Source organism: Protofrankia coriariae (genome assembly GCF_001017755.1).
GTDB lineage: Bacteria > Actinomycetota > Actinomycetes > Frankiales > Frankiaceae > Protofrankia > Protofrankia coriariae.
Genome location: NZ_JWIO01000028.1, coordinates 9,902 through 34,353, shown reverse-complemented (window position 1 = coordinate 34,353; position 24,452 = coordinate 9,902). Strand labels below are relative to the sequence as shown.

The 24,452-nt window shown below is 68.6% G+C and carries 25 protein-coding genes and 1 pseudogene; 9 read left to right on the top strand and 17 right to left on the bottom strand.

The window, feature by feature from the left end:
- Nucleotides 1-29: 29 nt before the first annotated feature.
- The 9 genes from FrCorBMG51_RS16510 to FrCorBMG51_RS29035 all read right to left on the bottom strand — a co-directional run bounded on the left by FrCorBMG51_RS16510 (nt 30) and on the right by FrCorBMG51_RS29035 (nt 7,986).
- Nucleotides 30-896 carry a class I SAM-dependent methyltransferase gene (locus tag FrCorBMG51_RS16510; protein WP_047223955.1) on the bottom strand — a complete coding sequence of 289 codons (867 nt, stop codon included), beginning with the start codon at nt 894-896 and terminating at the stop codon, nt 30-32.
- On the bottom strand, nt 893-2,662 hold the full coding sequence (locus FrCorBMG51_RS16505; protein ID WP_047224021.1) for a GH3 family acyl-acid amido synthetase: 1,770 nt from the start codon (nt 2,660-2,662) through the stop codon (nt 893-895). The genes FrCorBMG51_RS16510 and FrCorBMG51_RS16505 overlap by 4 nt, the downstream gene beginning before the upstream one ends.
- Nucleotides 2,663-2,736: 74 nt before the next feature.
- Complete coding sequence (locus tag FrCorBMG51_RS16500) at nt 2,737-3,426, bottom strand: dTMP kinase (RefSeq protein ID WP_047223954.1); 690 nt, start codon at nt 3,424-3,426, stop codon at nt 2,737-2,739.
- A gap of 3 nt (nt 3,427-3,429) precedes the next feature.
- On the bottom strand, nt 3,430-4,296 hold the full coding sequence (locus tag FrCorBMG51_RS16495; protein ID WP_076843458.1) for an SAM-dependent methyltransferase: 867 nt from the start codon (nt 4,294-4,296) through the stop codon (nt 3,430-3,432).
- The gene (locus tag FrCorBMG51_RS16490; RefSeq protein ID WP_083731054.1) at nt 4,290-5,207 is read right to left on the bottom strand and encodes an SAM-dependent methyltransferase; all 918 of its coding nucleotides are present in this window, start codon (nt 5,205-5,207) and stop codon (nt 4,290-4,292) included. Before FrCorBMG51_RS16490 ends, FrCorBMG51_RS16495 begins: the two co-directional genes overlap by 7 nt.
- A 79-nt stretch (nt 5,208-5,286) precedes the next feature.
- A complete protein-coding gene (locus FrCorBMG51_RS16485; RefSeq protein WP_047223953.1) occupies nt 5,287-5,841 on the bottom strand; it encodes an EF-hand domain-containing protein in 555 nt (184 codons plus the stop codon).
- Nucleotides 5,842-5,907: 66 nt separating this feature from the next.
- The gene (locus FrCorBMG51_RS16480; protein ID WP_047223952.1) at nt 5,908-6,438 is read right to left on the bottom strand and encodes an EF-hand domain-containing protein; all 531 of its coding nucleotides are present in this window, start codon (nt 6,436-6,438) and stop codon (nt 5,908-5,910) included.
- Nucleotides 6,439-6,603: 165 nt separating this feature from the next.
- A complete protein-coding gene (locus FrCorBMG51_RS16475; protein WP_047223951.1) occupies nt 6,604-7,149 on the bottom strand; it encodes an EF-hand domain-containing protein in 546 nt (181 codons plus the stop codon).
- Between the two features lie 558 nt (nt 7,150-7,707).
- Nucleotides 7,708-7,986 carry a hypothetical protein gene (locus tag FrCorBMG51_RS29035; protein ID WP_200902477.1) on the bottom strand — a complete coding sequence of 93 codons (279 nt, stop codon included), beginning with the start codon at nt 7,984-7,986 and terminating at the stop codon, nt 7,708-7,710.
- Nucleotides 7,987-8,023: 37 nt separating this feature from the next.
- Here FrCorBMG51_RS29035 and FrCorBMG51_RS16470 point away from each other — a divergent pair, with 37 nt between their 5' ends.
- Both FrCorBMG51_RS16470 and FrCorBMG51_RS16465 read left to right on the top strand, forming a co-directional pair.
- A complete protein-coding gene (locus FrCorBMG51_RS16470) occupies nt 8,024-8,854 on the top strand; it encodes a recombinase zinc beta ribbon domain-containing protein (protein WP_235433665.1) in 831 nt (276 codons plus the stop codon).
- 366 nt (nt 8,855-9,220) lie between these two features.
- Nucleotides 9,221-11,251, top strand: coding sequence for a P-loop NTPase family protein (locus FrCorBMG51_RS16465; RefSeq protein WP_047223950.1), 2,031 nt, complete (start codon nt 9,221-9,223; stop codon nt 11,249-11,251).
- 358 nt (nt 11,252-11,609) lie between these two features.
- Here FrCorBMG51_RS16465 and FrCorBMG51_RS34875 read toward each other — a convergent pair.
- The 4 genes and pseudogenes from FrCorBMG51_RS34875 to FrCorBMG51_RS16445 form a co-directional block, all read right to left on the bottom strand.
- Nucleotides 11,610-12,116, bottom strand: a pseudogene (locus FrCorBMG51_RS34875) (transposase); the annotation flags it as partial.
- Nucleotides 12,117-12,268: 152 nt separating this feature from the next.
- Complete coding sequence (locus tag FrCorBMG51_RS16455) at nt 12,269-12,865, bottom strand: hypothetical protein (protein WP_235433644.1); 597 nt, start codon at nt 12,863-12,865, stop codon at nt 12,269-12,271.
- 235 nt (nt 12,866-13,100) lie between these two features.
- Entirely contained in the window at nt 13,101-13,349 is a 249-nt protein-coding gene (locus tag FrCorBMG51_RS16450) for a hypothetical protein (protein WP_047223949.1), read from the bottom strand.
- A 31-nt stretch (nt 13,350-13,380) separates the two neighbouring features.
- The gene (locus tag FrCorBMG51_RS16445; protein WP_047223948.1) at nt 13,381-14,196 is read right to left on the bottom strand and encodes a dienelactone hydrolase family protein; all 816 of its coding nucleotides are present in this window, start codon (nt 14,194-14,196) and stop codon (nt 13,381-13,383) included.
- A 354-nt stretch (nt 14,197-14,550) separates the two neighbouring features.
- Between FrCorBMG51_RS16445 and FrCorBMG51_RS34870 the strand changes: the two genes are divergently transcribed.
- On the top strand, nt 14,551-14,982 hold the full coding sequence (locus FrCorBMG51_RS34870) for a hypothetical protein (protein WP_047223947.1): 432 nt from the start codon (nt 14,551-14,553) through the stop codon (nt 14,980-14,982).
- Between the two features lie 5 nt (nt 14,983-14,987).
- On the opposite strand, the gene FrCorBMG51_RS16435 is transcribed toward FrCorBMG51_RS34870, so the two are convergent.
- The 4 genes from FrCorBMG51_RS16435 to FrCorBMG51_RS16420 form a co-directional block, all read right to left on the bottom strand.
- A complete protein-coding gene (locus FrCorBMG51_RS16435) occupies nt 14,988-15,584 on the bottom strand; it encodes a hypothetical protein (RefSeq protein ID WP_047223946.1) in 597 nt (198 codons plus the stop codon).
- Nucleotides 15,584-16,270 carry an ATP-binding cassette domain-containing protein gene (locus tag FrCorBMG51_RS16430; protein WP_047223945.1) on the bottom strand — a complete coding sequence of 229 codons (687 nt, stop codon included), beginning with the start codon at nt 16,268-16,270 and terminating at the stop codon, nt 15,584-15,586. The genes FrCorBMG51_RS16435 and FrCorBMG51_RS16430 overlap by 1 nt, the downstream gene beginning before the upstream one ends.
- Nucleotides 16,267-16,629 (bottom strand): GntR family transcriptional regulator, encoded by a 363-nt coding sequence (locus FrCorBMG51_RS16425; protein ID WP_047224016.1) that lies wholly within the window; start codon nt 16,627-16,629, stop codon nt 16,267-16,269. Before FrCorBMG51_RS16425 ends, FrCorBMG51_RS16430 begins: the two co-directional genes overlap by 4 nt.
- A gap of 130 nt (nt 16,630-16,759) precedes the next feature.
- Nucleotides 16,760-17,062, bottom strand: coding sequence for a hypothetical protein (locus tag FrCorBMG51_RS16420; RefSeq protein WP_047223944.1), 303 nt, complete (start codon nt 17,060-17,062; stop codon nt 16,760-16,762).
- 404 nt (nt 17,063-17,466) lie between these two features.
- On the opposite strand from FrCorBMG51_RS16420, the gene FrCorBMG51_RS16415 reads away from it, so the two are divergent.
- The 6 genes from FrCorBMG51_RS16415 to FrCorBMG51_RS31535 form a co-directional block, all read left to right on the top strand.
- The gene (locus FrCorBMG51_RS16415; protein ID WP_076843475.1) at nt 17,467-18,282 is read left to right on the top strand and encodes a hypothetical protein; all 816 of its coding nucleotides are present in this window, start codon (nt 17,467-17,469) and stop codon (nt 18,280-18,282) included.
- Between the two features lie 139 nt (nt 18,283-18,421).
- Complete coding sequence (locus FrCorBMG51_RS16410; RefSeq protein ID WP_157180536.1) at nt 18,422-19,738, top strand: hypothetical protein; 1,317 nt, start codon at nt 18,422-18,424, stop codon at nt 19,736-19,738.
- A gap of 457 nt (nt 19,739-20,195) precedes the next feature.
- A complete protein-coding gene (locus tag FrCorBMG51_RS16405) occupies nt 20,196-22,217 on the top strand; it encodes a TOTE conflict system archaeo-eukaryotic primase domain-containing protein (protein WP_052914752.1) in 2,022 nt (673 codons plus the stop codon).
- A 165-nt stretch (nt 22,218-22,382) separates the two neighbouring features.
- On the top strand, nt 22,383-23,144 hold the full coding sequence (locus tag FrCorBMG51_RS16400; protein ID WP_047223943.1) for an SDR family NAD(P)-dependent oxidoreductase: 762 nt from the start codon (nt 22,383-22,385) through the stop codon (nt 23,142-23,144).
- A gap of 27 nt (nt 23,145-23,171) precedes the next feature.
- Entirely contained in the window at nt 23,172-23,543 is a 372-nt protein-coding gene (locus FrCorBMG51_RS16395; protein ID WP_047223942.1) for a MerR family transcriptional regulator, read from the top strand.
- A gap of 281 nt (nt 23,544-23,824) precedes the next feature.
- The coding region (locus tag FrCorBMG51_RS31535; protein ID WP_268760574.1) for a type I restriction endonuclease at nt 23,825-24,452 on the top strand (628 nt) is incomplete at its 3' end.

Below are 24,452 nucleotides of genomic sequence, written 5' to 3'. Positions count from 1 at the left end.
TCCCGCCACGCGGCGGGACACGCCGCGGATCAGTGGCGGTGACCGTGGACGTAGAACAGCCGATGCACCCCGTCCCGCGGGGAGGTCGGCACCGGGTCGGCCCAACGGCGGTAGCCGGCCGTCTCGCCGGCGCCGGGATGGATGGCCCGCACTGTGAGCCCGTGCTCGCGGAACAGCGCTTCCGGGTCGTCGCTGCCGAACCGGAACGGGCATCCCCATCGGGCGAAGACGTCCAGCAGGGGGCGCATCCGCGGGTCGGTCAGACAGGCAGCACTGGGGATGTCCGCCGCGACCTGGCTGCCCGGCGTCATGACCGCCGCGGCCCGGTCCAGGAGCCGGTGGGTGTCGTTGCCGGGAATGTAGTAGAGCAGGCCCTCGAACAGCCAGGTGGAGGGCAGCGCCGGGTCATAGCCGGCGGCAAGCAGGTCGTCCTCCCAGGCGTCGCCGACCAGGTCGGTCGGGACGAGTCGATGATCGACCTGCGGCTGCGCCCCGCCGAGCCGGGACCGCTTGTAGTCGAGCACCGCCGGGCGGTCCACCTCGAAGTAGCGGACCCGCTCCGGCCAGCGCAGCCGATAGGCGCGGGAATCCATCCCGGCGGGCGCGAGCACGACCTGGCTGATCGGCTCCGTGGTCACCGCCCGCTGCAGGAGGTCGTCGAACAAGCGGGTACGGATGGAGTTGTAGTCGGGAGTGATGGGTACCGTCCGTTTCCCGGACGGGGGAAACGTGGCAGCCAGGACCTCCGCCAGCAGGTCGGGGCCGAGCTCCCCGGCGAGCGCGGCGGCGTAGGGATCGGCGAACAGGCGGTCGGCACGCCCAGTCTCCCGGGCTCGCAGCGCGGCGGTGAGCAGCGCGGTGCGCTCGACCGCACCGAGATCGATCTGCTGGGTCACGATGCCCTCCCCAACTCCCCGTGGGACTCCCGCGTGCCGGCCGTCCCGAGCAGCCGGCGCCACCCATCGGCGTCCGGCCGGAACAGGCGGTCCTTGACCTGTGTGGGCCGCGTACCTGCGCGCACGGTGTCGAGCCACTCCCGCGCGAACGTGGCCGGGGCGAGCAGCCGCACCATGGGGGCGCCCAGCCGGCCTGCCGCCCGGGTGGCGCGGTAGCGGGGGCTGTGCGCGCTCAGCGCGGCGTCGAGCCGGTGCGTGAACACGGCCGTCTCGGCGTCCGTCCATGATCCTTCCGGTTCGACCGCGAAGGTGTAATGGACGGTGCCCGCGCCTGGCGGTCCGGTCCGCACTGGTCGTTCCAAGTCCGCGTCCGGCCTCGCAACGGCCGTCGTCCCGGCGCCTGGGCCCGGCCGGGAACCGAATTCTGCCTGGTCGGGCCGGCAGGCCACGTTGCGCACGGCCAGGCCGCCGGCGGCGAGCGCATCCCCGAGGGCCCGGACGACCTGGGCCTCGCGCAGCCGCTCCCCGACAGCGTCCGACGGGTTCCTGCGCCCGGCGTACTCGACCCGCGGCACCCCACCGACGCGGTCGACGACTCTGACGACGTCGCCGACCGCGTATCGGTACAGCCCGCCGACGTGGCTGAACAGCACGTGGTAGTCGCGGCCAGGGTCGAGCTCGTGCGCCAGCAGGGTCTCGCTGTCGGGCTCGAGGCCGAGCTCGGCATCGACGAACTCCAGCACGGAGGCGGTCGGCACCAGGCTGCCCGCCGTGCGATGGCGATCGAGCGGCACGCCGACCGGCCCCTCCGACGCGCCCACCGGCGCCGGCAGCACGCTCACGCCGGCCCCGTACTCCTCCCGCAGCCGAGGCAGGTACAGCGCGGCCACGCCGGTGGTCCAGCACAGGATGACCGTCAGGTCCGGCCACACGTGCGCCGGGCGCACCGGGTCGAAGTACCTGGCCAGCGCCTCCAGCTCCGCGGCCCGCCGCNGCTCCGCGGCCCGCCGCGGGTTCGGCGAGCCGTGCGGGCGCCCGCCGAGAGTGCCGTCGCGCACCTCCCGGACGATGCGCGGCCACCACGTCCGCAGCTGATAGGGAAGCGCGGCGACCATGGCGGGATTGAAGGTGATGACGCCGCGCAGGCGCTCGTTCTCCACCGCCAGGCGCAGGCGCAGGTACGCCCGTTCACAGTGGTCGTCCTCGGCGACGGCGGCAGGCAGGGCCGCCCAGGGCGCTGCCGTGCCGGGTTCGGCGGACAACGGCTCGCCGAACCGCGCGCCGATGTCGACCTGGCTACTGCCCACGTGCGGGCGGCCCGAGGCGGTGGTGGGCGGCACGGCACGCAGGTCCTGTTTGAGGTTGAGCAGCGCGTCCGGCCGGGCGACGGCGTCCCAGAAGTGCCCGACCAGCGGCGCCCACATGGCGTGGTAAAAGGGCATGAAGACGGTGCGCATGAACTCGCCCGTCACCGGGATCTTCTTGTGGGATCCGGTCGTGCCGCTGCTGGTGAAATAGACAACGGGATCGTCCGCGGTGAGAAGTCCGGACTCCCCGCCGGCGGTCCGCTCGATCCAGGGCGCGAGCGCCGCATAGTCGTGGATCGGCACTTCCCGCCGGAACTCGGCGAGGGTACGGATCCGGCCGAACGAGTACTTCCGGCCGAACTCGGTGTCGGCGTTGAACATCAGCAGGTGACGCAGCACCTCGTCCTGGCAGCGGGCGAAACGCGCGCCCGCGGCCTGCAGGCCGGCCCGTTCGGCCATGACCCGCGCACGGTAGCGGCGCAATCGGTCGGGATGCGCCCACTCGCGTGTGGCGACATTCGGTGATTCCCCGTTCATCGGCGGTTTCCGCCCATTCTCGTCGGGGGATCCTCCGGTGACCGCCATGCGTCCTCGACGATGCGCCGGACGGCGGCGGCAAGCGCCGTAGGGCCGCTGTGGCCCTGGCTGTCGAGCACGGTGACGGGCACCGATCCCACCTCGTCCAGCATCATCTTCGCAAGCTCCCGCTGATATTCCTCGAACGCAGCCCGGCCGACGCCGCCGCGACATTCAAGGCGGTGCGTTCCCGCCGCGCCGCCGGCCCGCTCCCAGGCAGTGCTGGGATCGACATCGAGATAGATGATCCGGTCTGGCTGCGGGAAGCTTCTCCACCAGTCGAACATGGGATGTTGCCAGGCGCCGGCGAGCCGGCATTTTGCCAGCGTCTTGTAGTAGTACGAGTCGACCAGAACCGGCTGGCCGGGTGGGGCCTGGCGGATCCGGTCCCGCAGGTAGACGATGACCGTCTGGGCCATGGACGTGAGGAGATCGGCGGAGTATTCCGCGCCGAGACCTGCCCCGACGTCGGCGATGATGCCATGCCGTACGCGGGAGATCAGGGCGTGCTCCGGAGGAAGGTGGTCATCGTCCGCGGAGACAAGCAGGCCGCGGAAGCCGGCGGACCGCAGCTCGTTCAGGACGGTGGATTTCCCAGCATGGTCTGGGCCCAGCAGGACGCAGAAATTCTCCGGTTCGCGCGACATCGGTTACCTGCGTTCCGCGGCGATGACGAGATAGTCGATGCTGCGCTCGCGGTAACCCTCGAGGAACGGTGCCTCCACGCCGGTGCGCAGCGACGACTGTTCCCGCAGCTCCCAGTAAGGAATCGCCGCCTCGGTGTGCCGCGCGACGTGGAAGGGGACCAGCCCGTGGGCGGCGAGCGCGGTGAAGTAGGCACTGCGCGGGTGCATGGCGCAGCGGTAGTGCGCGTCGATCTTCCGGGAGGCTGGTGACCGGGGGTCGACGGCGTCGTTGCGGCACCAGGTGACCGCCACGTAGCGTCCGCCGGGGCGCAGCAGCCGGGCGAACTCGCCGAACACCTCGTCGATGTCCACACACATTGTGGTCTCGTTGGAGACGATCGCGTCGAACGACTGGTCGGGGAACGGCGTATGGGCCATGTTCGCGAAGTGGAAGCGGACCCGGTCCGCCCATCCGCGGCGGCGCGCGATCCGCTCGGCGAAATCGATGTGGTGGCCGCAGTAGTTCACTCCGTCCACGCGGCAGCCGAAGCGTTCGGCAATCATGAAGGACGTTCCGCCCCGCCCGGAACCGGCGTCCATGACGCGGGAATGTGACGGCAGCCCGCCGAGCGCGTCGAGGATGATCTCGGTCTCCCGGTTCTCCATGGTGTGGAGCTCGCGCAGGATCAGTTCCTCGCGCCGCTCCGGCGGTGCGTCGAGAATCGCGTGGTCGTAGTCGCCGATGCCGTAGTGATGATGGTATAGATCGTCTCCGCCACCGAGCCGAAGATTGATGTCGTCGGATTTCTTGCTCTCCCAGTAGCCGCGCTGCGCCGAGTCGTGGCGGCCGAGGACGGTGGTGTCCCTGTCGGCCAGCTCAACATTCACCATGTCCGCTGCTCCTCCACCCGGAAGGGCCGACGGGCCCCTGCGTCCGTATCCGATCCGTCCGCCGCGGCACGTTCGGCCGCGACGACCAGGTAGTTCAGCGTCTCGTTCCGGTAGCCGTCGAGAAACGCCTCCTCGACGCCCGTGCGAAGCTGGGAGTGGCTGCGCAGCTCCCAGTACGGCATCGCCTTTCCGGTGTAACGCTCGACGTGGACGGGTGCCAGGCCGTTGTCGGATAGCGCCCGAAAGTAGGTGCTGCGCCGGTGCATCTGGCAGACGTAGTGCTGGTCGATGTGCCGCGACGCGGCAGAACGCGGGTCCACGGTGTCGTTGCGGCACCAGGTCGCCATGACGTACCGGCCGCCCGGCCGCAGGAGCCGGGCGAACTCGCGCAGCAGTTCGTCCGCGCCGGCGTACATCGTGGTCTCGTTCGAGACGACCGCGTCGAACGAGGCGTCCGGAAACCCGGTGCGGACCATGTTCCCGTAGCGGAACCGGACCCGGTCGTCCCACCCTCGTCGCCGCGCGATCTGTTCCGCGAACGCGATGTGATGCTCGCAGAAGTTGATCCCGACCACCTGGGTGCTTAGCCGTTGTGCGATCATGAAGGCGGTCCCGCCCCGCCCGGATCCGGCGTCCAGCACACGCGCGCCCCGAGGGAGCTCGCCGAGTGCCCGGATGACGAGATCGACCTGGTCGTTCTCCATCCGGTGCAGCTCCCGCAGAATCAGTTCCTCGCGGCGCTGGCGTGGGGCGTCGAGAACGCCGCGGTCGAAGTCGCCGATGGCATAGTGGTGATGGTAGAGGTCGTCCTCGGCTCCCAACCGCAGGTTGATATCGTCGGAGGTCTTGGCATCCCAGTGGCTCTTCAGCGTCCGTTCGTACTCGTTGCGGACGCAGGGGGCATTCGTCATCGTCGAGGAAGCCTTCCGCTCGGTTCCCAGGCGGGCCGCCGAGTCGTGAATTCAGCGGCCGGCTGGGAACGCCCGGGCATCACAGTCGACCGAAGTACCTGCTTCCCGTGACCGACAGGTCGCTGGAAAAGAAGAACTCGCGAACTCCCCAGAGGAACTCGGCGCGCGAGATCCGGCCGTCGCCGTCCATGTCATGTCCGGTGAACGCCTCGATCGCATCCGGCGCCGCGATCCGCCACACTCCGCGCAGGAAGCGGTCGAAATCGGCCTGCGTGATCTGGTCGTCGCGATCGCCGTCGATCACGTCGAAGATCGCGCCCGGAACTCCCGCCACCATGTCAAGCCGGCTGGTGTCGAGACTCAGGGACCGGTTGGCCGTGACAAACTCGGGCATTGTGAGCCAGTCGGGTGTGCGGGGGCGGCCATGCCGCAGGAACTCCCGCCACAGTGACCGGTACGCGTCGAGCAGCGCCACGCCACGCGGGTCTGCCGCGGGCACGCCGAACACCTCCAGGTGTCTGCGGACGAGGTCCTGGTAGTCCGGCCAGCCGACCTGGCCGTCGCGATCCGCGTCGAGAGCGAGGAAGACCTGCTGGATCTTCAGGTCGACAGGATCAGGGGGCGCCTGGGTCACGACACCTCCATCCTCCGGAAAACCATTCGAGGAATCCGGAAAGATCTGGTGGGGCAAAGTCGGCGGTCACTCAAGGTACAGATCTCCGGGTCGATCCGAACCGTCGCTGTGGAACTCACGGACCGACGTGACGAACTCGTGCCGGCTGACGAGTCCGTCGGCATCCCGGTCCATCGCGGTGAAGGCGCGTTGTCCGGTGCCGGCAGGTATCTGCCACACCTCGAGAAAACGTGCGAAGTCGGTGCGGTCGATCGCGTCGTCCCCGTCAGAATCCATGAGATCGAAGATTGCCTGGGGGACGTTTTCCAGCAGGTCGAACCGGCTGGTGTCCGCGCTCGCGGCGGCCACAGCGGCGGGGAACTCCTCCGCCGCCAGGCGCGGCCGACCACCCACCTGCCGGCGCAGGTGGAGCCACTCCATCTCGTAGGCAGCCCGCAGCCCCCGACCGGGCAGACTGTCCGCGTTGACGCTGAATACAGCAAGATACCGATCGACGAGACGCTGCAGGTCGGACCATTCCAGGAACCCGTCTCCGTCGATGTCCAGGGTTCGGAACACCTGATCGAGACGGTTCGTTGCGCAGGAGACGGCCGCCACGTCGAGACCTCCGGTTCTGTGGCTGCCCGGTGCCTGCCGGGGCCGGGCGCTGATGTTGCCGACTCGCCGGCGGCGCGACCCGCGGGCGCAGGGCGGGCGCATTCTATGGCCGGCGGCTACCGGGACCGGTCGCCGCGCACGTGGCCGTCGAGGGCTTTCGCGGGCCTACACACGCCCGAAGTAGAAACTGCCGGGCACTTCCGGGTCGTAGGAGTAGAAGAACTCCCGCCACGAGCGGATGAATTCGTGCCGGCTGATCGAGCCGTCCCCGTCGATGTCCAGCCGGTTGAAGACCTCGAGCCCCGTCTTCGGATCGATTTTCCAGACCTGAAGATACCTGCTGAACTCCTCTTTGCTGATGCCCCCGTCCCCGTTGCGGTCGATCACGTCGAAGATCGCGTGCGGGATCCCCTCGACCAGATTGAAGCGGCTCGTGTCCACGATCAGGGAATGGAGCGCCGCAATGTAGTCATCCCTGTCCAGCCGGTCATTGCCGCCGGCGTGGCGCCGGAGTTCGAACCAGTACATGAGGTGAGCCGCCCGCAGGGCCTGGGCCTCACGCGAGTCACGGTCGAGCCCGAAACCGGACACGTACCGGTCCACGATCCGCTCGTAGTCGCTCCACTCGATGACCCCGTCGTTATTGGTGTCCGTCGCCTCGAACAGCCTCTCGAGGCGAGCGTCCTGCGGCCTGGTCGCCGTGGTGGCCATGGCATACCCCTTTCGCGAGGGAAATGGGCGTTTCGCGAGGGAAATGGGCGGAGGAGGTCCCGGAACACATCTTGCCGACGCCCTCCGGGTGGCTCCGTGTTATGAAGTCTAGTCGAGAGGAAGGCGGCCGCAAGTCGCTGGTCACCGTTATCGGGTCACCCGGCGAGTATTCAACATTAAACCCTCGCCGGGGGTGAGAACGCGGGACGACACGTTCTCGGTTGATCGCGAAATTCCTTCTGTTTCGGATTTCGGTGGCGGACTACCGTGCCTGTCGTACCCCGAGCGGCGCGATCACGAAACTGGGGCCAGCCCCGTCGGTCAGGTGATGTAGATCGTCCGCGGCGGGCCGTCCTGCTCGTGATTCGCGGTCCTTACCGGGACGGGATAAGCGCGCGGCCGCTGATCGGCTATCTGTGTGTCGAGGTGGCTTCTGGGCTGGTTGGCGGGCTGGCCTGGTGGGTGAGCGCGTTGGCGATCAGGGTGCTGATGGCGGCGGTTCCGGTGGCGTTGGGGTGGTAGGGGGTTCCGGTGGCGTTGGAGCCGTCGGCCCAGCGGTCAGCGGGTCTGGGCGCAGATGTCGTGTCCGCCGCTGGCGGTGTAGGCGTCGACGAGCGGGACGCGGGCGTCGGCCGCGGCAAGGGCGTCGACCTGGACGGGGTGATTGCCCTGAGGTGTGGTGAGCAGGTTGGTGACGGTGGCGCCGCCGCAAGTGACGTCGACGTGGTCATCCGAACCCGTGCACGAGCCGCCGCTGATCCCCCGGTGGATGTTCGATGAGATGAACGCCCGGCGGCGGGCGCGTCGCGGCTCCCGTGACGGCAACGAACCGAACATCCATCCGGCGACCCTGCGCACCTATCTGTTCCGGGGGATGGTCCTGTGCGCCTGCGAACGGCGGATGTGGGGGGAGTACCGCCGGCCCGGCAACATCGTCTATTACACCTGCTGGCCCCGGGCGAACAACCGGGGACGCGAGGACAGACTCGCCGGGCATCCGAAAACCGTCCGTATCCGCGAGGACGTCCTGCTCGACGCGGTCGCTGACTTCTACGCCGAGCGGGTCTTCGGCCCCGACCGGATGGCCCTGCTGGCCGCGGACCTCGCCATGGTCGACGACCGGGCCGCCCACGAACGCACCGCCACCCGTGACCGCCTGCGGCGAAAGATCACCGATCTGGTCCGGCGGCAGGACAACCTGCTGCGCCAGGCCCAGACAGCTGACCCGGACGACCCGTTCACCCAGGGACTGCGCCGAACCTACAACGATCTTGATGTTGAACGTCGCGCCGCTGTCGACGCCATTGTCGATCTTGATGCGGCCGTTGTGCCGGATCCCGCACGGCCCGGGCCGGACAGCCTCGCGCTCCTCGAGGCTCTGCCGTATCTGCGGCTCAGCCTCGATCGTGCACCGGAGCGGTTGCAGCGGCATCTCTTTGAGATCACGCAGCTCATCGTCCACGTCCATCCCGACACGCAGGAGGTAGCCATAATGATCAAAATTCCGGCGGGTGAACTCGAACGGATCGGAACCCTCGCGCAGGGAGCCGCCGACACTCCGGGACTCGACACAACAGTCGCCGGAGCTCCGGTTTCCCGTGTGGATGCTATACGTGCCCCCGGCGGGGCACAGCGAGGAAGAGAAGATGTTCCATGCCCCTCGAGCGGATTGTTGACCTTGGCTGGGCCGCTCCACCTGCCCTGACTAGTGCCGTATCCGTCGAGGTTTGCCCTGTTCTGAGCGCCACGCCGGGCGGAGCCCCGCATCCGTGTGCTCGTGGGCTTGAGGATCGGCGTTGTGGCGGAGCGGGTGCGGGTCCGGGAGATTGATCCGGACGAGGGGCGGCGGCTGTTGAGGATCGTGCGGCGGTCGTCGGGGTCGGTGGCGACGGGCCCAGATGGTGCGTTGACAGGAACAATCCGGTGAGCTGGCCGTTGCGGTGCGGGTTGGTCGCACGCATGCCGGAGACCATCTCCCGTGCCTGCGGGCTGTGCCGCGGGACGGCTGCCGATATCGCTGGAACAGGCGTGGCCCTCGACAGGAAAGGCGCGATGCGGTAAATGTCTGTACGTGACGGGGGTAGAGGAAATACGTGATGATCTGGCGCGCCTGCTGGGCCGCTGCGAGACGTGGCTGGAGACGCTCGGAAACCAGGATGACGCCCCGCAGGACGTCGACGAGCTGGCCGCCGACGTCGCCCGCGTGTGCAGCCTTCGCACCCGCGCCCTGTCCACCCTGCTCAACGTCGGCATGCTTGGCCGCCAGTCGGCCGGGAAGAGCTTTCTGATCAGCGGACTGCAGGGCCGCTTGGAGTACTGGCTGGTAGATGACGACGATGACGAGGGCGAGTACACCGGCATACTGCCGTCGTCGGCGAATCCGACCACCGCCTGCCCGTCCACCGTCGTTCCGGTCGGTGACGACCCGTCTGTCAACGCTTCCGGGCGCGGCCTGCTGCGCGTCAAGTTCGACGACTCTGACTGGGTCGAGATAGGCACCGACCTGCCGCCCGCCGTCGTCGCCTCGTACGGCGCGGCCGATGGGAAGGTGACCGACCGCCGCCGCGAGCACATCAACCGCCGGGTCCTGGAGATCGAGGTGCTCATCTCCGATGCCCTTCTGCCGGCCAAGCTGTTCGACCTGCCCGGCTCCGAGTCCCCTGACGGGGACCATGACCTCATCATGCGCGGCGCCTGGGCGGAGGCCGACTGCTTCATCTACGTCACTCAGGCGACATCGGCGCTGACGGTCAACGAGCTCGCCCTCATCCGTGACCTGTACGCCCACCACCTGCAGACCGGGAAGCGTGTGCTGTGGGTGCTCACCGGCATCGACCGCGCCACTCAACGGGAGCACGGCCAGGCCGCGTGGCGCAACGTACAGGCGACGAACAACGACTATCTGCGCACACACTTCGCCGACGCGGGCGGCGGCCTTGCCGCGTTCGTCGGCGAAGGATTCCTGCCAGTCTCCGCGGCCTGGGAGGCGAAGGCCACCGCCGAGGAGGCGAACGGGAACGCGACGAGAAATCTCAGGCAACGCAGTGGGATGGACGTGCTGCGCGACCGGCTGCGCCAGCTTGTCGAATCCGGCGCCGGGGACCGTCATCTCGTCCAGGTCGCCGACGAAACGAGACGGCTGGTCCGCCGCCGGCACCGGCCGATCCGGGACATCGTCGACGCCCATCAGGTTTCCGTCGACGAGCTGGCCGCTCAGCAAGCCGCGGTCGCCGAGCGGCTGGAGCGTGCGGCGAGCTCCGCGGAAAGCATGCGCACGGAGCTGGCCGACGAACTGGAACGCGGTATCCGCGCCGGGCAGCGCCCGTTCGCGGATCTCGCGCAGGAACTGCACCGCGGGCTCGATCAGCTGATCGACGAGGGAAAGCTGGACGTCGAGCACGTCCACGAGATCGACATCCGCCAGGTTCAGACCTACACGCAGTGGATGGTCGGCCCCGATGGCCCGGCCACCGTCTGGCAGCGTCAGCTGGAGCAGCTCGACGCCAAGGGCCGCACTTTGCTGCGGCTGGCTTTGGGCGACGACGCCACCGGCTCCCAGCTCGTCTCCCCGGAACCGCTCGACAGCCGTCTTCCGCCCCCGCCCGCGGACGCGCGGGGAGCCATGTCCGTCTACAGCCTCGTGCAGATCGCCGCCGGAACGGTCACCGTAGCCGGTCCCTTGGCAGGCGGAGCAGCCGCGCTGATGACCAGCCTCAGCCTCGCCTCTATTGCGCTTCCGGTCGGTGCCGCCGTCGCGGCCGCAATCGGCATTGCCAAGATCACGAATGTGCTCAAGGAACGGGAATCAGTGATCCAGAAGGCCCGCAACGAGCGCAAGCGGATGATCGACGAGCAGGCGAAGCAGGCCCGGGCGGATTTCGTCGAGGCGGCCCGGAGCCAGGGGCAGATACTGATCGACGCGGTCGAGGAGCACCTCGAACAGCACAGAGCCCGGCTCCATGCGACCCTGGCTCAGATCATGGATCGCGTCGACGCCGAGGATACTGTCGCCAGTCGTGAGCTGGTCACCAGGCTCGCCCCCATCGAGCAGACCGGCCGCGAGATCATAGGGGAACTGCGGGATCTGGCCGACCGCCCGTAAGGCGGTTCCGCCAGGGCGACACCGCCCCGGCCGGGCAGGTCGGCCGGCCCCGGTCGAAGTCCAGGATGAACGCGGTCTTGGCGTACCGGCCGGTGGTGTCACGCACCCGCCAGGCCTTGCAGAAGATCGCCAGGTTGGGGTCGCGGCCGCGGACCAGGGTCGAGGACAGGTAGGCCCGATCGATGTGCAGCTCGGCCACGAACGCCTCCACCGCCGCCAGGGCGGCCAGCGCCACCCCCCGGGCGTGTCCCGCTGGCCCGGGTCGTCCCAGTCGGCGTCCGACGTGGCTTGCAGGCTGTGGACCCCGCCGGCGCCGGTGCCCCGGCCTGGCCGGCCAGGACCCGGGTTCCCTCGGTCTGCCCCACCCCTGCGAGACCGCGATCACACCCAGGGCCTTGCGCAGGGCGTGTCCCAGCATGTTCGGGGTGTCCTCCACCCGGCCGGCACCCCACGGCGGACTGGAGCCCAGCGCCGCGCGTGACGCCCGCGGCCCGAAGCCCTTCGTCTCCGTGGCGACCTCGATGGTGCGTTCGATCAGCCGCCGATCCCACCCAGCGTTGATCATCTGGGTGCGGAAGCCGACCAGGGTGCCCTTGGGAAACGGCGGCCGGTCGGCGTCCAGGCAGTCCAGCACCAGCTGCCAGCGCCGGTCCGTCACACAGGCCTCGATCACTTCGTCGTCGGAGACACCGGTATAGGCCTGCAGGATCAGCGCCAACGCCAGCTGCGCGGATGGGACCGGCGGCTGCCCTTGGGGACTGTCGCGGTAGACCCCGGCAAGCTCGGCCTGGAACGCCTCGTCGAACAGCTCATAGCGATACCGAGGCAGGAACACGAACAGCTTCGCCCGCCGTACCAGACGCATCACCGTCTGCTCCGCAACGGAGGGCTCCAGCAGCGGAGTCCACACCCCAGGACGTACCCGACAGCACCTCCCGATCAAGGCAGGCACCCGGCGCCCACCGACCGGCGCTGTCTACCACAGGCCACATACGGCTACTTGACCGGCGCGCTAGGTCAGAGGGTATAGGCGTACACCTGCAGGTGGAACATGTAGCCGGCGGCGGCATGGCCCCAGCCTGGGTTTCCGGGGCAGACGCCGTTCGGGTCATAGCCGTCGAAGTAGAGCGAGCTGCACTTGTAGCAGAACCGCCAGTCGGTCTGGAAGCCGCTCGGAACCGGGTTGCGGTCGTGGAGGAGAAGGTACTGGGGCCCGGTCGCCAGGTGGGTGGAGCCGCCGCGGCCGGCGCATACGCCGGGGAAGTCGTGGTAGTAGAGGACGCTGCAGTACTGGCACATCTGCCAGTCGCTCTGCTGGTACTCCGTCTCGCCAGCATGGTGGTCAGTGCTGTTGGTGAAGGGCACTCCGAAGGTCCAGCCCTGAACCCTGTGCGAGAAGCCCGCGGGGCATCGGTTCTGGACCGGCGAAGGGTACCGGACCAGGCCGTGGCACCTGTTGCAGAAACGCCAGTCAGTCTGCCACGTCCCCGACGCCGCGGCGGGTGTGGCGAGCATGGCGGTGGTGGCGGCGGTGGCGGTGGCAGTCGCCAGGCCCAGCCCGGCTGCCAGGATGCCCCGCCGTGAGACGGCGGCCGACGGTTCGTTCATGGTCATCGTGCGTCACCTTCGAGTTCGTGCACGCTCAGGCGCGCCTGTGGTGACCGCATCGTGCGCGGCGCGGTTGCCGCCGCGTATCCGTGCTGGTACTGAACCTGGGCCGCCCGCCCGGTCAGGATGGCGACAGCACAGCGCGCTTCTCGGTCCCACCCGGCCCGCGGCCGGCAGCCGCGCCCNCGGCCGGCAGCCGCGCCCCGCGGGCGGGCGAGATCCGGGCGCGTTGGTGCGAGGGTCAGGATGGGTCGGGGCCGGTGGCGAGGACCTCGGCGGGGGTGATGGAGGGAAGGTCGTGGGCGGCACCGACCGGGGCAGGTGATCCGGCCGGCGTGGGTGTTGTGGTCGCGGGCCAGCGCCGGGTCGCGGCGCAGGGGCAGACCTGGGTACGACCCTTGCCGAGCGGTTCGGGGGGCCGAACCGCTCGGCAAGCCGGGCCGTGGTCCGCGAACGCCGCGACCAGCGCGCGTTCGAGCGTGTCGCGCACGGATGGCTCCGGACTTCGCCGGGCGAGTTCGCTACGCCGGTAGGAGGCGTGTTCGGAACAGCTCGAGGACCTGGTCGAGTGCCGCCCGTGTCGGCTGGCCGGGCTCGTCGATGAGGTGTTCGGTGACGACGGAGTGTGGCTTCATCCTGGCCTCGGGGTTGGCGCTGCTGTCGTCGAGATCGATGGCGACGAAGGCGTCGCCCAGCTGCTCCCGCAGGAACTGGAAGCGCTCAGCCGGTGAGAGGGTGTCGCCCCGGAAGCGCAGGCCGAGCACCTGCAGGCCCTCCGCCGCGCACCGTCCCCTGACCACGTCGAGGTCGGCGGCGGAACAGTCGATGGCCCTCTTTCTGGCCTTGGTGAAGGGAAACGGCAGGGACGGCTCCGCCAGCACTGGAGCGATCAGGCTGGGGTGCGTCGCCATTGCCAGCGCGAACCCGCCGGTGAAGCACATGCCAATGGCGCCGACACCGGGCCCGCCGCAGCGTGCGTGCTCGTCCGCGGCGAGGGCACGCAGCCACGAGACCACAGGTGACGTGCGGCTCGTCGCCCAGACGGTGAACTCCCGGCTGACGCAGGCTGGAACAGCCGACGACAGCCCGTACCGCAACGAGCCCAGCCTGCCGGCGGCGAGCGGGTCCTTGCCGGGGACGCCGAACAGGTGCGGCATCACCGCGGTGCAGCCGATGTCGATGACCCGGCGGGCGAACGTGGCCACCTTCGGTGTGATACCCGGCAGCTCCGCGATCACGATCACGGCCGGGCCCGTGCCGGCTCGGTACACCGTCCGGGTCCTGCCGTCGTGGGTGAAGTCCTTCATCTCGAAATCGGCGAGACTGTCGTCGGCCATGGCGGACAGTCAAGCAGAACGTTCATGCTCCAGTGAGACCGGCGCGTCCCCGCAGTTCGCGACTTGGAGTGACCGTCATGTGGGTGACGTGAGACGCCTGGTGGGCCTGGTGCGTTCACCGGTTTCTTGATCAGAAAAGGCGGGCGGATGCGCCGACACCCTGCCCGTTCGCTGATCCCCGCCTCGGAGTTCACCGGCTTCCGGTTCCCACCGGAAGTGACCGTGCTGGCGGCCCCTGATACCTCCGCTACAACCTGTCGTACTGGGACGCCAACGAACTCCTGCGGGAACAGGGCGCCTGCTGTCCCGCTTGCGCTGCCGTGTGGGCAATCTTGGCGGTTTGCCGGGCTACGCGTGCCGCGGCTGGATCGCCGACGCCGAGGATGGCGGCCGTCGCTCAGACGAGCCGGGGACGCTCTCGGCGCCCGTCCTCAGCATGCTCAGGGAACCCGGGGCAGTTCACTTCTGAACGAGGACGAGGGCCCACTCGGGCGCCGGCAACGCGTCCTGACGGCGCGGATACCGCCTGCCGAGCGGGCGACCACCACTGCCACACCGGCCACCGCGGGCGGGATCACCTTCCTCAACATCGAGGACGAGACAGGGATGGTGAACGTGATCTGCACGCTCGGGCTGTGGCAGGGCTACCACCGGGTCGCCCGCGCCAGCCCGGCGCTGCTGATCCGTGGTGTGGTGGAGAAGGCGGACGGCGTGGTCAGCCTGCTCGCCGACCGGCTCGAGGCGCTCCCGATGCGCATCACCGCGAAGTCGCGGGACTTCCGGTGAAGCACTCAGGCGGTCGCGCGGCGCAGCACCAGCCAGCCGGCTCCGCCGAGCGCCAGCGCGAACATCAGCGGATACGCGGTGAACAGCGTGAGCGAAGGCTGGCCACCGAGGAAGCTCCCGATCGAGGGCCACCAGTTCTGCGTCTTCCCCAGCACGCCCACCGCGGCGAGCAGCGCGACGCTGCCGAAAATGGCGAGGTAGATCCCGGTGTGACGCCAGCGCTGGAACACCACACCCGCCAGCACCCCGATCGCGGACACCGCGACCAGCGGTCCACTGTAGACAAGCCACAGCGCGAGCGGGTTGCCGTGGCCCAGCACGTCCAGCCCGAAGATCCGCGCCTCCCGTCCCCAGCCGCCGGTCAGCCGCTCGACGATGTCGAACGCCACCAGCCCGAGCCCGAGGAGCAGCGCCTGGCCGAGGACGACCAGTGCGGTGGCCGCGGCGAACGCCCGGCGGGTGACGCCGAGCCCCAGCGTGAAGGGGAACACCTCCGTGCCCCAGCCCAGCAGCGGCATCGCGGCCAGCGCGAGCAACGGGTAGCCCAGCAGTGCGGGCCAGTGGACGAGCTGGATCCGGACGACGTCGAGCACGCGGGACATCAGGACTCCTTCCCGGCGGAGACCGGCCGGCCGTGGCGTTGGGTGGTGCGGACGACCAGTTGCTGCAACGAGACCGGCTCGAAGTCCAGCCCGGGTTCGAGCAGGTCGCTGACCTCGTCGATCAGGTGCGTGGAGAGCACGACCGTGCGCGGGTGCTCGGCGTAGTCGGCCAGCAGCCGGTCGTAGAACAGCTGCCGCGCGACGGCGTCGAGGCCGAGGTAGGGCTCGTCGAACAGGGTCAGCGGGGCCCGCGAAGCCAGTCCGATGATCACCCCGACCGCGGACAGCTGCCCACGCGAGAGCCTGCGGAGCAGCCGGTTGACCGGCACCGCAAAGTCCGCCAGCAGCGACGCGGCGAACGCCGGATCCCAGTGCGGGTAAAGCAGTTCCGCGGCCCGCAGCGCGTGCTTGACCCGGAACTTGTCCGGGTAGTGCTGGCTTTCCTTGATGAAGCACATCCGGGAAAGCACGTCGGCGTTCTCGTACGGGTGCTGCCCGAAGACCGCCACCTCCCCGCCGGTCTCGAACGCCTGCCCGGTGAGGATCCGCATCACCGTCGTCTTCCCGGCCCCGTTGCGGCCCAGCAGGCCGTGGATCGTGTTCTCGGCCAGCTCGAGGCTCACGCCGTCGAGCGCGGCGACATCGCCGTAGCGCTTGGTCACCCCGGCCATCCGCACCACGTTCATCGCTTGTGCTCCCAGGCCTCGATCAGTTTCTTGATCTCCTCGGCACCCATGCCGAGCTTGTCCGCCTCCGCCATGAGCGGGGTGAGGTACTGCCGCGTGAAGTTCTCGCGCCGGCGTTCCAGCAGTTGCGCGCGGGCGTCGGCGGCGACGAACATGCCGATCCCTCGTCTCTTGTAGAGGATCCCGTCGGCGACGAGCTGGTTGATGCCCTTCGCCGCGGTCGCCGGGTTGATGCGGTGGAAGGCCGCGAGCTCGTTGGTGGAGGGCACCTGCGTGTCCGCGGCCAGGCTGCCGTCGACGATCGAGTTCTCGATCTGCTCGGCGATCTGCAGGAACAGCGGCCGCCCGTCGTCCTTCACGCCGACCACCGCATACTGCGGTTCATCGGTTCATTACTCATGTAACTAACCATGGAGGCTGGCGGCCGGTCTGTCAAGCTCCAAGCCGGGAAGTTAAGAATCTTGTGGTCGGTGTCGAGCGCCTGCATGGTCAGCATGCAAGGGCATAGGTTGCGGGGCCGGTCTTGTGGATCAGGCCGCGATGGGCCCACTGGGACATCTGGACGCGGAAGCTGTTGATGTTCGTGACGTCGAGGCGGCGGGCGACGTCGCGGGCGTGCCAGGATCTGCCGGGGTGGCTGCTGAGTACAGCGAGCATGAGCGTCACCCGGCCGCCGGGGTCCTCGACAACGTGGCCGTCGTCCGCACCGTTGTCCTCGCTGTCGGGTTCCCACGTCGCGCTGTGGATCGGCTCGTTGGCTTCATCGGTTGCTGGCGGTTTGGCGTGCTTCATGGTGGCGGCAGGACTGGTCCGGTCGTGGATGGTGTCAGGAAGGTGTTGCTGTCGAAGCCCCGGTCGATCAGCACCAGGTAGCGGGCATGACCTGCGGTTTCCTGTCGGCCGGTTGGTGGTGGAGGGGAGTTTTTCACTCGCTGTGCTGGGCGGTGGGGTCTGATGGCGGGCGCGGCGGTAAGGCGGACATCGCGTCTTCTGCTTCTGCCGGCCCTCATGACCTGCCACCGATGCGATGGGTGTTCAAGTCGGTGGGGGGATTCGACCCATTCGTACATGATCGGCCTTCGTGAGGTCTTCGACCTCACACTCGTGGGCACGGCACATGGCGGATACCAATGATCTACAACCACACGTCGGCCGTATCAGCCGGCGAGAAGCAGCCGGACGTAGTCGTGATGCCGGTGAACGCCGTGGCATCTGTTTCTCCACTACATCACGACGGACAGCGGATCACCCTCCACGCGGTCACCGTCCTGATCGCCAGCGTCGTCGCGTTGAGCTTCCTGTTCGGGCTGGGCAACGTCTGGGCGCTGGGTATCCGGCTCGGTGTCCCCGCCTACATCGCCCCGCTGGTCGCACCAGCAGTTGATCTCTCCGTTGTCGCGCTGCTCCTCGCGACCCGCCAGCTCGCTTTGGGCGGCGCCAGCCGAGAGCAGATCCAGCCCGCCCAGCGTCTGCTGATCTTCTGCAGTCTTGTCACTCTCGCGCTGAATACTGCGGAGCCGATCATCGAAGGGTACTACGGCCGCGCCGCCTTCGACGCTGTGGGTTGCTGTCTGCTTATCGGCTGGTCCCACATCGGCCCCGAACTCCTTCAATCTCTACAGGCCACCGCCGGCAGGGAACCGGCGCACCCGCCGGCTCCCCGGAGCCGAACCGTGACCACAGCGGATCACGCCGGCCGGCAGGATCCGCTGACGGCAGACCACCCGATGCCACACCCCCGGCAAGCGACCGAGACCGAACCCCGCAGACGGCAGAAGCGAGCCTCCGACCAGGACCTTCTCGACCGAGCCCGCGCCGAGGACGCCCTCCACTGGCAGACCCACCACCGTCCGATTTCCGCCGAAACCCTCCGCAAACGCCTCCATGTCGGTGCCCGCACCGCCCGCGGCCTTGTCGCGCAGCTACGAACCGGAAGCAACCCTCGACCTGATTCCGCAGCAGAGCTCGATCACGCCGACAGCGGTTCCGAATCCCTACCAGCCACCGTGTAACCGCAGCGGCCACCGCCAGCAGGCGGAAGGCCGCGCACCGGTGACGGTGACGGCATCAGTCCACCGGAATAAGCGGATCACCAATGACAGGCCCTGACGTACGCTGTCCGGTTCTCCAGCGGACGGAAAGGATCCACCTGTGATCGTTAAAATGCTCGACGAGCTGCGTCAGGTCGACGACCGCACCCTGCGGTTCACCCCGATGGGCCTGTCTCCCGGCGGACAGATGAGCCCGGAGGACGCAGCCGAGTTCCAGCAGCAGGTGGTCGCCCAGTTCGAACTCGTTCCACAGGTCACCGAGAGCACCCGCAACAGCTTCGACGACCTCCGCAAAGCCTTCGCCTACGGGCTGTTCTGCTACGAGATCTTCACTCTGGTCAACGACCGCGCCCTGCTGGTGCTGGAACAGGCCCTCCGTGACCGGTTCATTGAGTATTACAAGGGAACCGTTACATTCGTCGACCCGAAGAACGGCTGCCTTCATGACGCGGATGTCGGCAGCTACCAGGAACTACACGATGTCATCCGCAAGAATCGCTCCCGAAAGCTACTGATCAGCGATGGACAGAGCATCAAATTCAACGGCATGCTGAGCGGCCTGTATAGCTGGGCGCGGCGGATGGGCATGCTACGCGGACAGCACAACCGTGCCGTCGAACAGGCGATCGCCAGCCTGCGCAACATGACCGCCCACCCAGCCGGCTACCATCTGATCAGCCCGGTCGACGCCGCCGGGACACTCAGCGACCTCGCTGAAATCATCAACCATCTCTGGGGTGTGGCCACCCCGGGCGGACGTCTGTACCCCGCCCCCATCCGGCGCGAAATCGTCGTCCTGGTGTGGAATACCGCCGGCACGCAGTTATGGATAGCGCTGGCTGACGGGTTGTCCGACGCTCTGGATCCCGATGACCAGCCGTGGCAGTGCATCATCGTGCGTGCCGTTTTCCGTCCCGTCCAGCACATTACTGATCATGGCCTACGGGAATTCGATTCCCGGTACGAGGTGACCAGCTATCCAGCCGACCTGCTCTGGGGGCCAGGGTCGATCACCGACGCCACCGGCTGGTACGCCGAGCACCGGCCCGAACCCGACGACTGCGACTACCTTGACCGGATCTTCGTAGTCCGCCACGACGGCACCGACCTGTACCTGCCGATGCGGCCCTCGGTGGCCGCAGCCCTACCGGAGACGAGCCGGTCCGGTCGCTGGTATGCCGTCAAGGCAGATCATCCGAACGATGCCTACCAGCACGTCCACACTCTCATCACCGGTGCTGGCTGCGCGCGACGTGGACCGTGTACGCAGTGCCACGCAGAGACCCTTGCCATCGGCCGCTACGAGGAGATCGAGACAGTCGTGTGTGACCCGACGGTTCCAGCGTCGCCACTGCCCCCGGATATCGCGACGCCGTGGGCGCACCCGCGTGTCCGCTTCGTAGCGCCGTCGACGTAGAGAATCTTGCTGGGGGTGCGCATGGGGAGGTATGACCGGCTGACCACGTACCTACAGGCTGCGGAGGATCATGGTCGACGCACGGTGGAGTTGGGGTTCGACCAAATTGAGGAGATCCTCGGATGCCCACTGCCGGCATCGTCGGACCAGCGGCAGTGGTGGGCGAACTCCAACCACTGCCAGGCTCTTGCCTGGATAAGCGGGCCGTCAAAAACATGCCCCGACGACCGCATCCTGCGGTTCACCTCGATGGGTCTGTCTCCTGGCTGGCAGATGAGCCCGGAGGACGTAGCCGTGAGTTTCAGCAGCAGGCGGTCTCGTCCAGTTCGAGTCAGGTCAGGATCCGATCAGTTACAGCACACAACCTTCGATCCATATCATCCTCCTCTGGTTGCTGTGGGTTCTGTCGTGGTGCAATCGGGTTATGTCCGTACCCGGAGAATCCGCGGTTCCTTCCGTGGAGGGGTGTTCCTGCGCGGGGGAACTCGCCGATCTGCGGGTGGAGATCGCGGCGTTGCGCGCCGAGGTGGCCCGGCTGGCCGCGGTAGTCGAGGGCCGTCCGCCGCAGACCGCCGGCGTTCCGGTGCCCGCTGTTCCCGGGCCGATGCCGGCGGGGGCGCGGGTGGACGTGGAACGTGTCGCCGCCGAGCGGGTGGCCCTGTTCCGGTCGTTGTTCGTCGGCCGTGACGATGTGTATGCCAGCCGGTGGGAACGCGACGGACGTCAGGGCTGGTCTCCCGCTCTCGACCGGGAACCGGGGCAGAGCTGGGAGGAGGCGAAGAAGGCCAGACGGTACCGGCCGCTGACCGACGCGGTGATCCGCGATCATCTGTCCGGCGCGGCGACGATCGGGTTGTACCCGATGCTGGCCGATGACACCTGCCGGCTGCTGGTCTGCGACTTCGACGGCGCCGACTGGCAGCTCGATGCCCAGGCCTACGCCCAGGCCGCCCAGGCGGCCGGTGTGCCGGCAGCGGTGGAGATCTCCCGTTCCGGTCAGGGCGCACATGTATGGATCTTCTTCGAGGAGTTGGTGCCGGCGTTGGACGCGCGGGCGGTCGGGTTCGGATTGCTCCGCGAGGCGATGGCTGTGCGCGGCGGTCTCGGCCTTGACAGCTACGACCGGTTCTTTCCCGCTCAGGACCATCTTCCCGCCGCCGGGGAAGGGCTGGGCAACCTGATCGCGTTGCCGTTGCAGAAGGAACGCCGCGCCCACCAGACGACCATCTTCGTCGACCCGGACACCTTCATCCCCATGGACGATCAGTGGGGGTTTCTCGCTGGTCTGGGGCGTCTCTCCCGCGCCGAGGTGCAGCGTCTGGCCGTGGACATGCGGCCGGTCACGGTCGGCCCGGACACCCGCTGGTTTCGTCCCGCGCTGGCACACGAGCCGGCACCGCCGCCGACGATCCACGCCGAGTGGGCCGGGATGCTCGCCGTGCGACGGGCCGGCCTGCCGCCGTCGCTGCTGGCGACCCTCAAACACGCCGCGTCCCTGGCGAACCCGGCGTTCTACAAGAACGAGAACCTGCGGATCTCGAACTGGAACACCCCGCGGTTCATCCGCTGCTACGTCGAGGATCTGGAGTTCCTCTACCTGCCCCGGGCCATGACCGGCAAGGCTGCCGACCTTGTCCGTGACGCCGGCAGCCGGCTGAAGATCACTGACCGTCGCGCCGACCCACCCTCCCTCGAGGTCGCGTTCACCGGCACGCTACGTGACGCCCAACCGGCCGCGGTCGCGGCCCTCGCCCACCACGACCTCGGTGTTCTGGAGGCCCCACCCGGATCAGGCAAGACGGTCATGGGCTGCGCGCTGATCGCCCACCACCACACCCCCACCCTGATCATGGTCGATCGGGCGCCCCTGATGGACCAGCGGCGAGACCGCCTCACCGCCTACCTGAACATCACAGCGGACCGGATCGGGCGGATCGGCGGCGGGAAGACCAAACCGACCGGGGTCATCGACCTGGCCATGATGCAGACCCCGGCCCGGATGGACGACGCCCCCGAACGGCTACCCGCCTACGGGCTGGTGATCGTCGACGAGGCCCACCATGCCGGCGCCCCCACCGTGGAGAAGGCCGTTCGCCGGATCCCCGCCCGCCGCTGGATCGGGCTGACCGCCACCGCCTACCGCCGTGACGGCCTCGGGCCGGTCATCTTCATGCACTGCGGGCCCAAACGCCACGTCATCCCCATCGTCGACCCCGCCGCCCCCGGGCCGGTGGCTCGCGTCGTGCACCTCCACCGCACCGACTTCACCCTTCCCGACGACGCCGACACCACCAGGCCCGGTGCGATCACCTCCGTCGTCTTCACCGCCCTCACCGAGAACACCACCCGCAACCAGATGATCTGCGCGGATGTCCACACCGCTGTGACCGCCGGCCGGAACTGCCTCGTCCTTACCCGGCGGACCGCGCACGTCGACGCCCTCGCCGACCTGCCGAGACGTTCGGGCAGCACGGCTTGATCTTTCTTTCTGCGAGGTCCTTACCTATTTTCTCCCGGTAGTGGTGGGACGGTCAGCGCATGGTGAGTGCAGCCTCCCCGAGGGAGTTGGAGCGGGACCAGCCCGGTGGGATCGCTCCGGCGCTGCTTGACCTTGCCGCTGGCGGCAAGGTTGAACGATCACGGCATGGAAACCAGCGCCGCACCGCAGAGCAGCAGGATCGTCGTCGTCACCGGGGCCGGCACCGGGATCGGTCGGGCCACCGCCCGGGCCTTCGCCGCCGAGGGCGCCCACGTGTTCGCCGTCGGCCGGCGAGCCGAACCGCTCCACGAGACCGCCGCCGGTCACGAACGGATCACCCCGCTGGCCGCGGACATCACCGCTGCGGGAGAGCCCGAGCGCATCATCCACATCGTGCGGGAGCTGCACGGCCGATTGGACGTGCTGGTCAACAACGCCGGCATCGTGCGCGGCGGTGCCCTCGGCACTCTCACACCGGAGACGATCATCCCGCAGATCGCTACCAACCTGATCGCACCCATCCTGCTGACCCAGGCCGCGCTACCCCTCCTGGAGGCGACCGGCGGGGTGATCGTCAATGTGAGCACCTCGGTGGGGCAGCGGGCGTGGCCGGGCAGTTCGGTCTACGCGGCGACCAAGACCGCGCTGGAACTGCTGACCCGCAGCTGGGCGGTCGAACTGGCACCCCGCAGCATCCGCGTGGTCGCGGTCGCTCCCGGCGCGATCGACACCCCGATCGGCGAGCACCAGGGCCTGGCGCCGGAGCGAAGGGCCGCGGTGCGGGAATGGCAGCTGGCCCACACCCCGCTGGGTCGTATCGGTCAGCCCGAGGAGGTGGCCTGGGTCATCACTCAGCTCGCCTCACCATCTGCGTCGTTCGTTACCGGAGTCGTGCTCCCGGTCGACGGCGGGGCGGTCGTGGCGTGATAGGAGTGGCCGCTGGAGGTGGCACGGGTGAGGATCGGCGAGCTGGCCAGGACGACCGGCACGACCCCCCGTGCGCTGCGGCACTATGAACAGGCCGGGCTGATTTCCTCCGAGCGGACCCCCAACGGCTACCGCATCTACGACGAACGGACTGTGGGAGGGGTCCGCAACATCCGCTACTTGCTGGCCGCCGGACTCACCCTCGACGACGTGCAGGTGTTCCTGCCCTGTCTGGACGGCGATGTGGCTGCCGCACCGCCGTCAGAGAAGGGTCTGCGGGTCGCGTTGGAACGGCTGGCGGTCCTCAACGAACGGATCGCGGCCCAAACCGAGGCCCGCGACCGGCTGGAAGCCGCACTCCGCTACAAGACCGGCGGCCGGATCCGCCCGGTGGCCTGACCCGGTTGTCTCACGACAGAGAGGTCGAAGAACTGTCGGAGCACGATGGGACAGCCCCCTGGATATGTCTCATGCCTGGGCTGTCGGGCGCTCCAGCAGGCCCCAGCCGCGCGGCGCGGCAAGGTGCTCCCGGGCAGGCCGGCGGCGGGATGCGACGGCTACGCCCGCTATGCAGCCAGGAGACATCCCGGACGTGACGCTGGGCGCATCTGGCCGGGTCGAAGCATGATCCGGCTGCGAGTGGGCGGACGTCGTTCTCCGAGGTGCTGGTGGAGGGGCGGTTGCGGACAGCGCTGCGGCGGATCAATCCGGGGCCGGATGGTGGGCCGTGGCTTGATGACGGCCGGGTTGCCCCGGCTGTTGCCGCGCTGACCCGGCCGAAGGCGGCCAGGCTGGTCGAGGTCAACGAGGCGCTGACCGAGCTGCTGCTGCTCGGGCTGCCCGTCGAGGGGATTCCGGAGGTGGATGGTGGCCGGAGCCGCCGGGTCCGGTTCATCGACTGGGATACCCCGTCGAACAACGACTTCCTGGTGATCAATCAGTTCCGGGTGGATATCCCGGGCAGCCAGGGCCGCCGGTACATCGAGCCGGACATCGTCCTGTTCGTCAACGGCATTCCGCTGGTGGTCGTGGAGGCGAAGAGCCCGACGGTGTCGTCGCCGGTGGCGAAGGCGATCCGTCAGCTGGCGCGGTATGCCGACCAGCGTGGCGCTGTGGCCCGGGAGGGTAACGAGCGGCTGTTCCACACCAACCAGTTCGTCGTGGCCACGAGCTGGGATGTGGCGAAGGTCGGCACGTTCACCTCGGAGCCGGATCACTTCGCCGAGTGGAAGACGACCGAACCGACGCCGGAGGCCGAGGTCGCCGAGGCGCTCGGTGTCGGTGAGCTGACCAGCCAGCAGCGGCTCG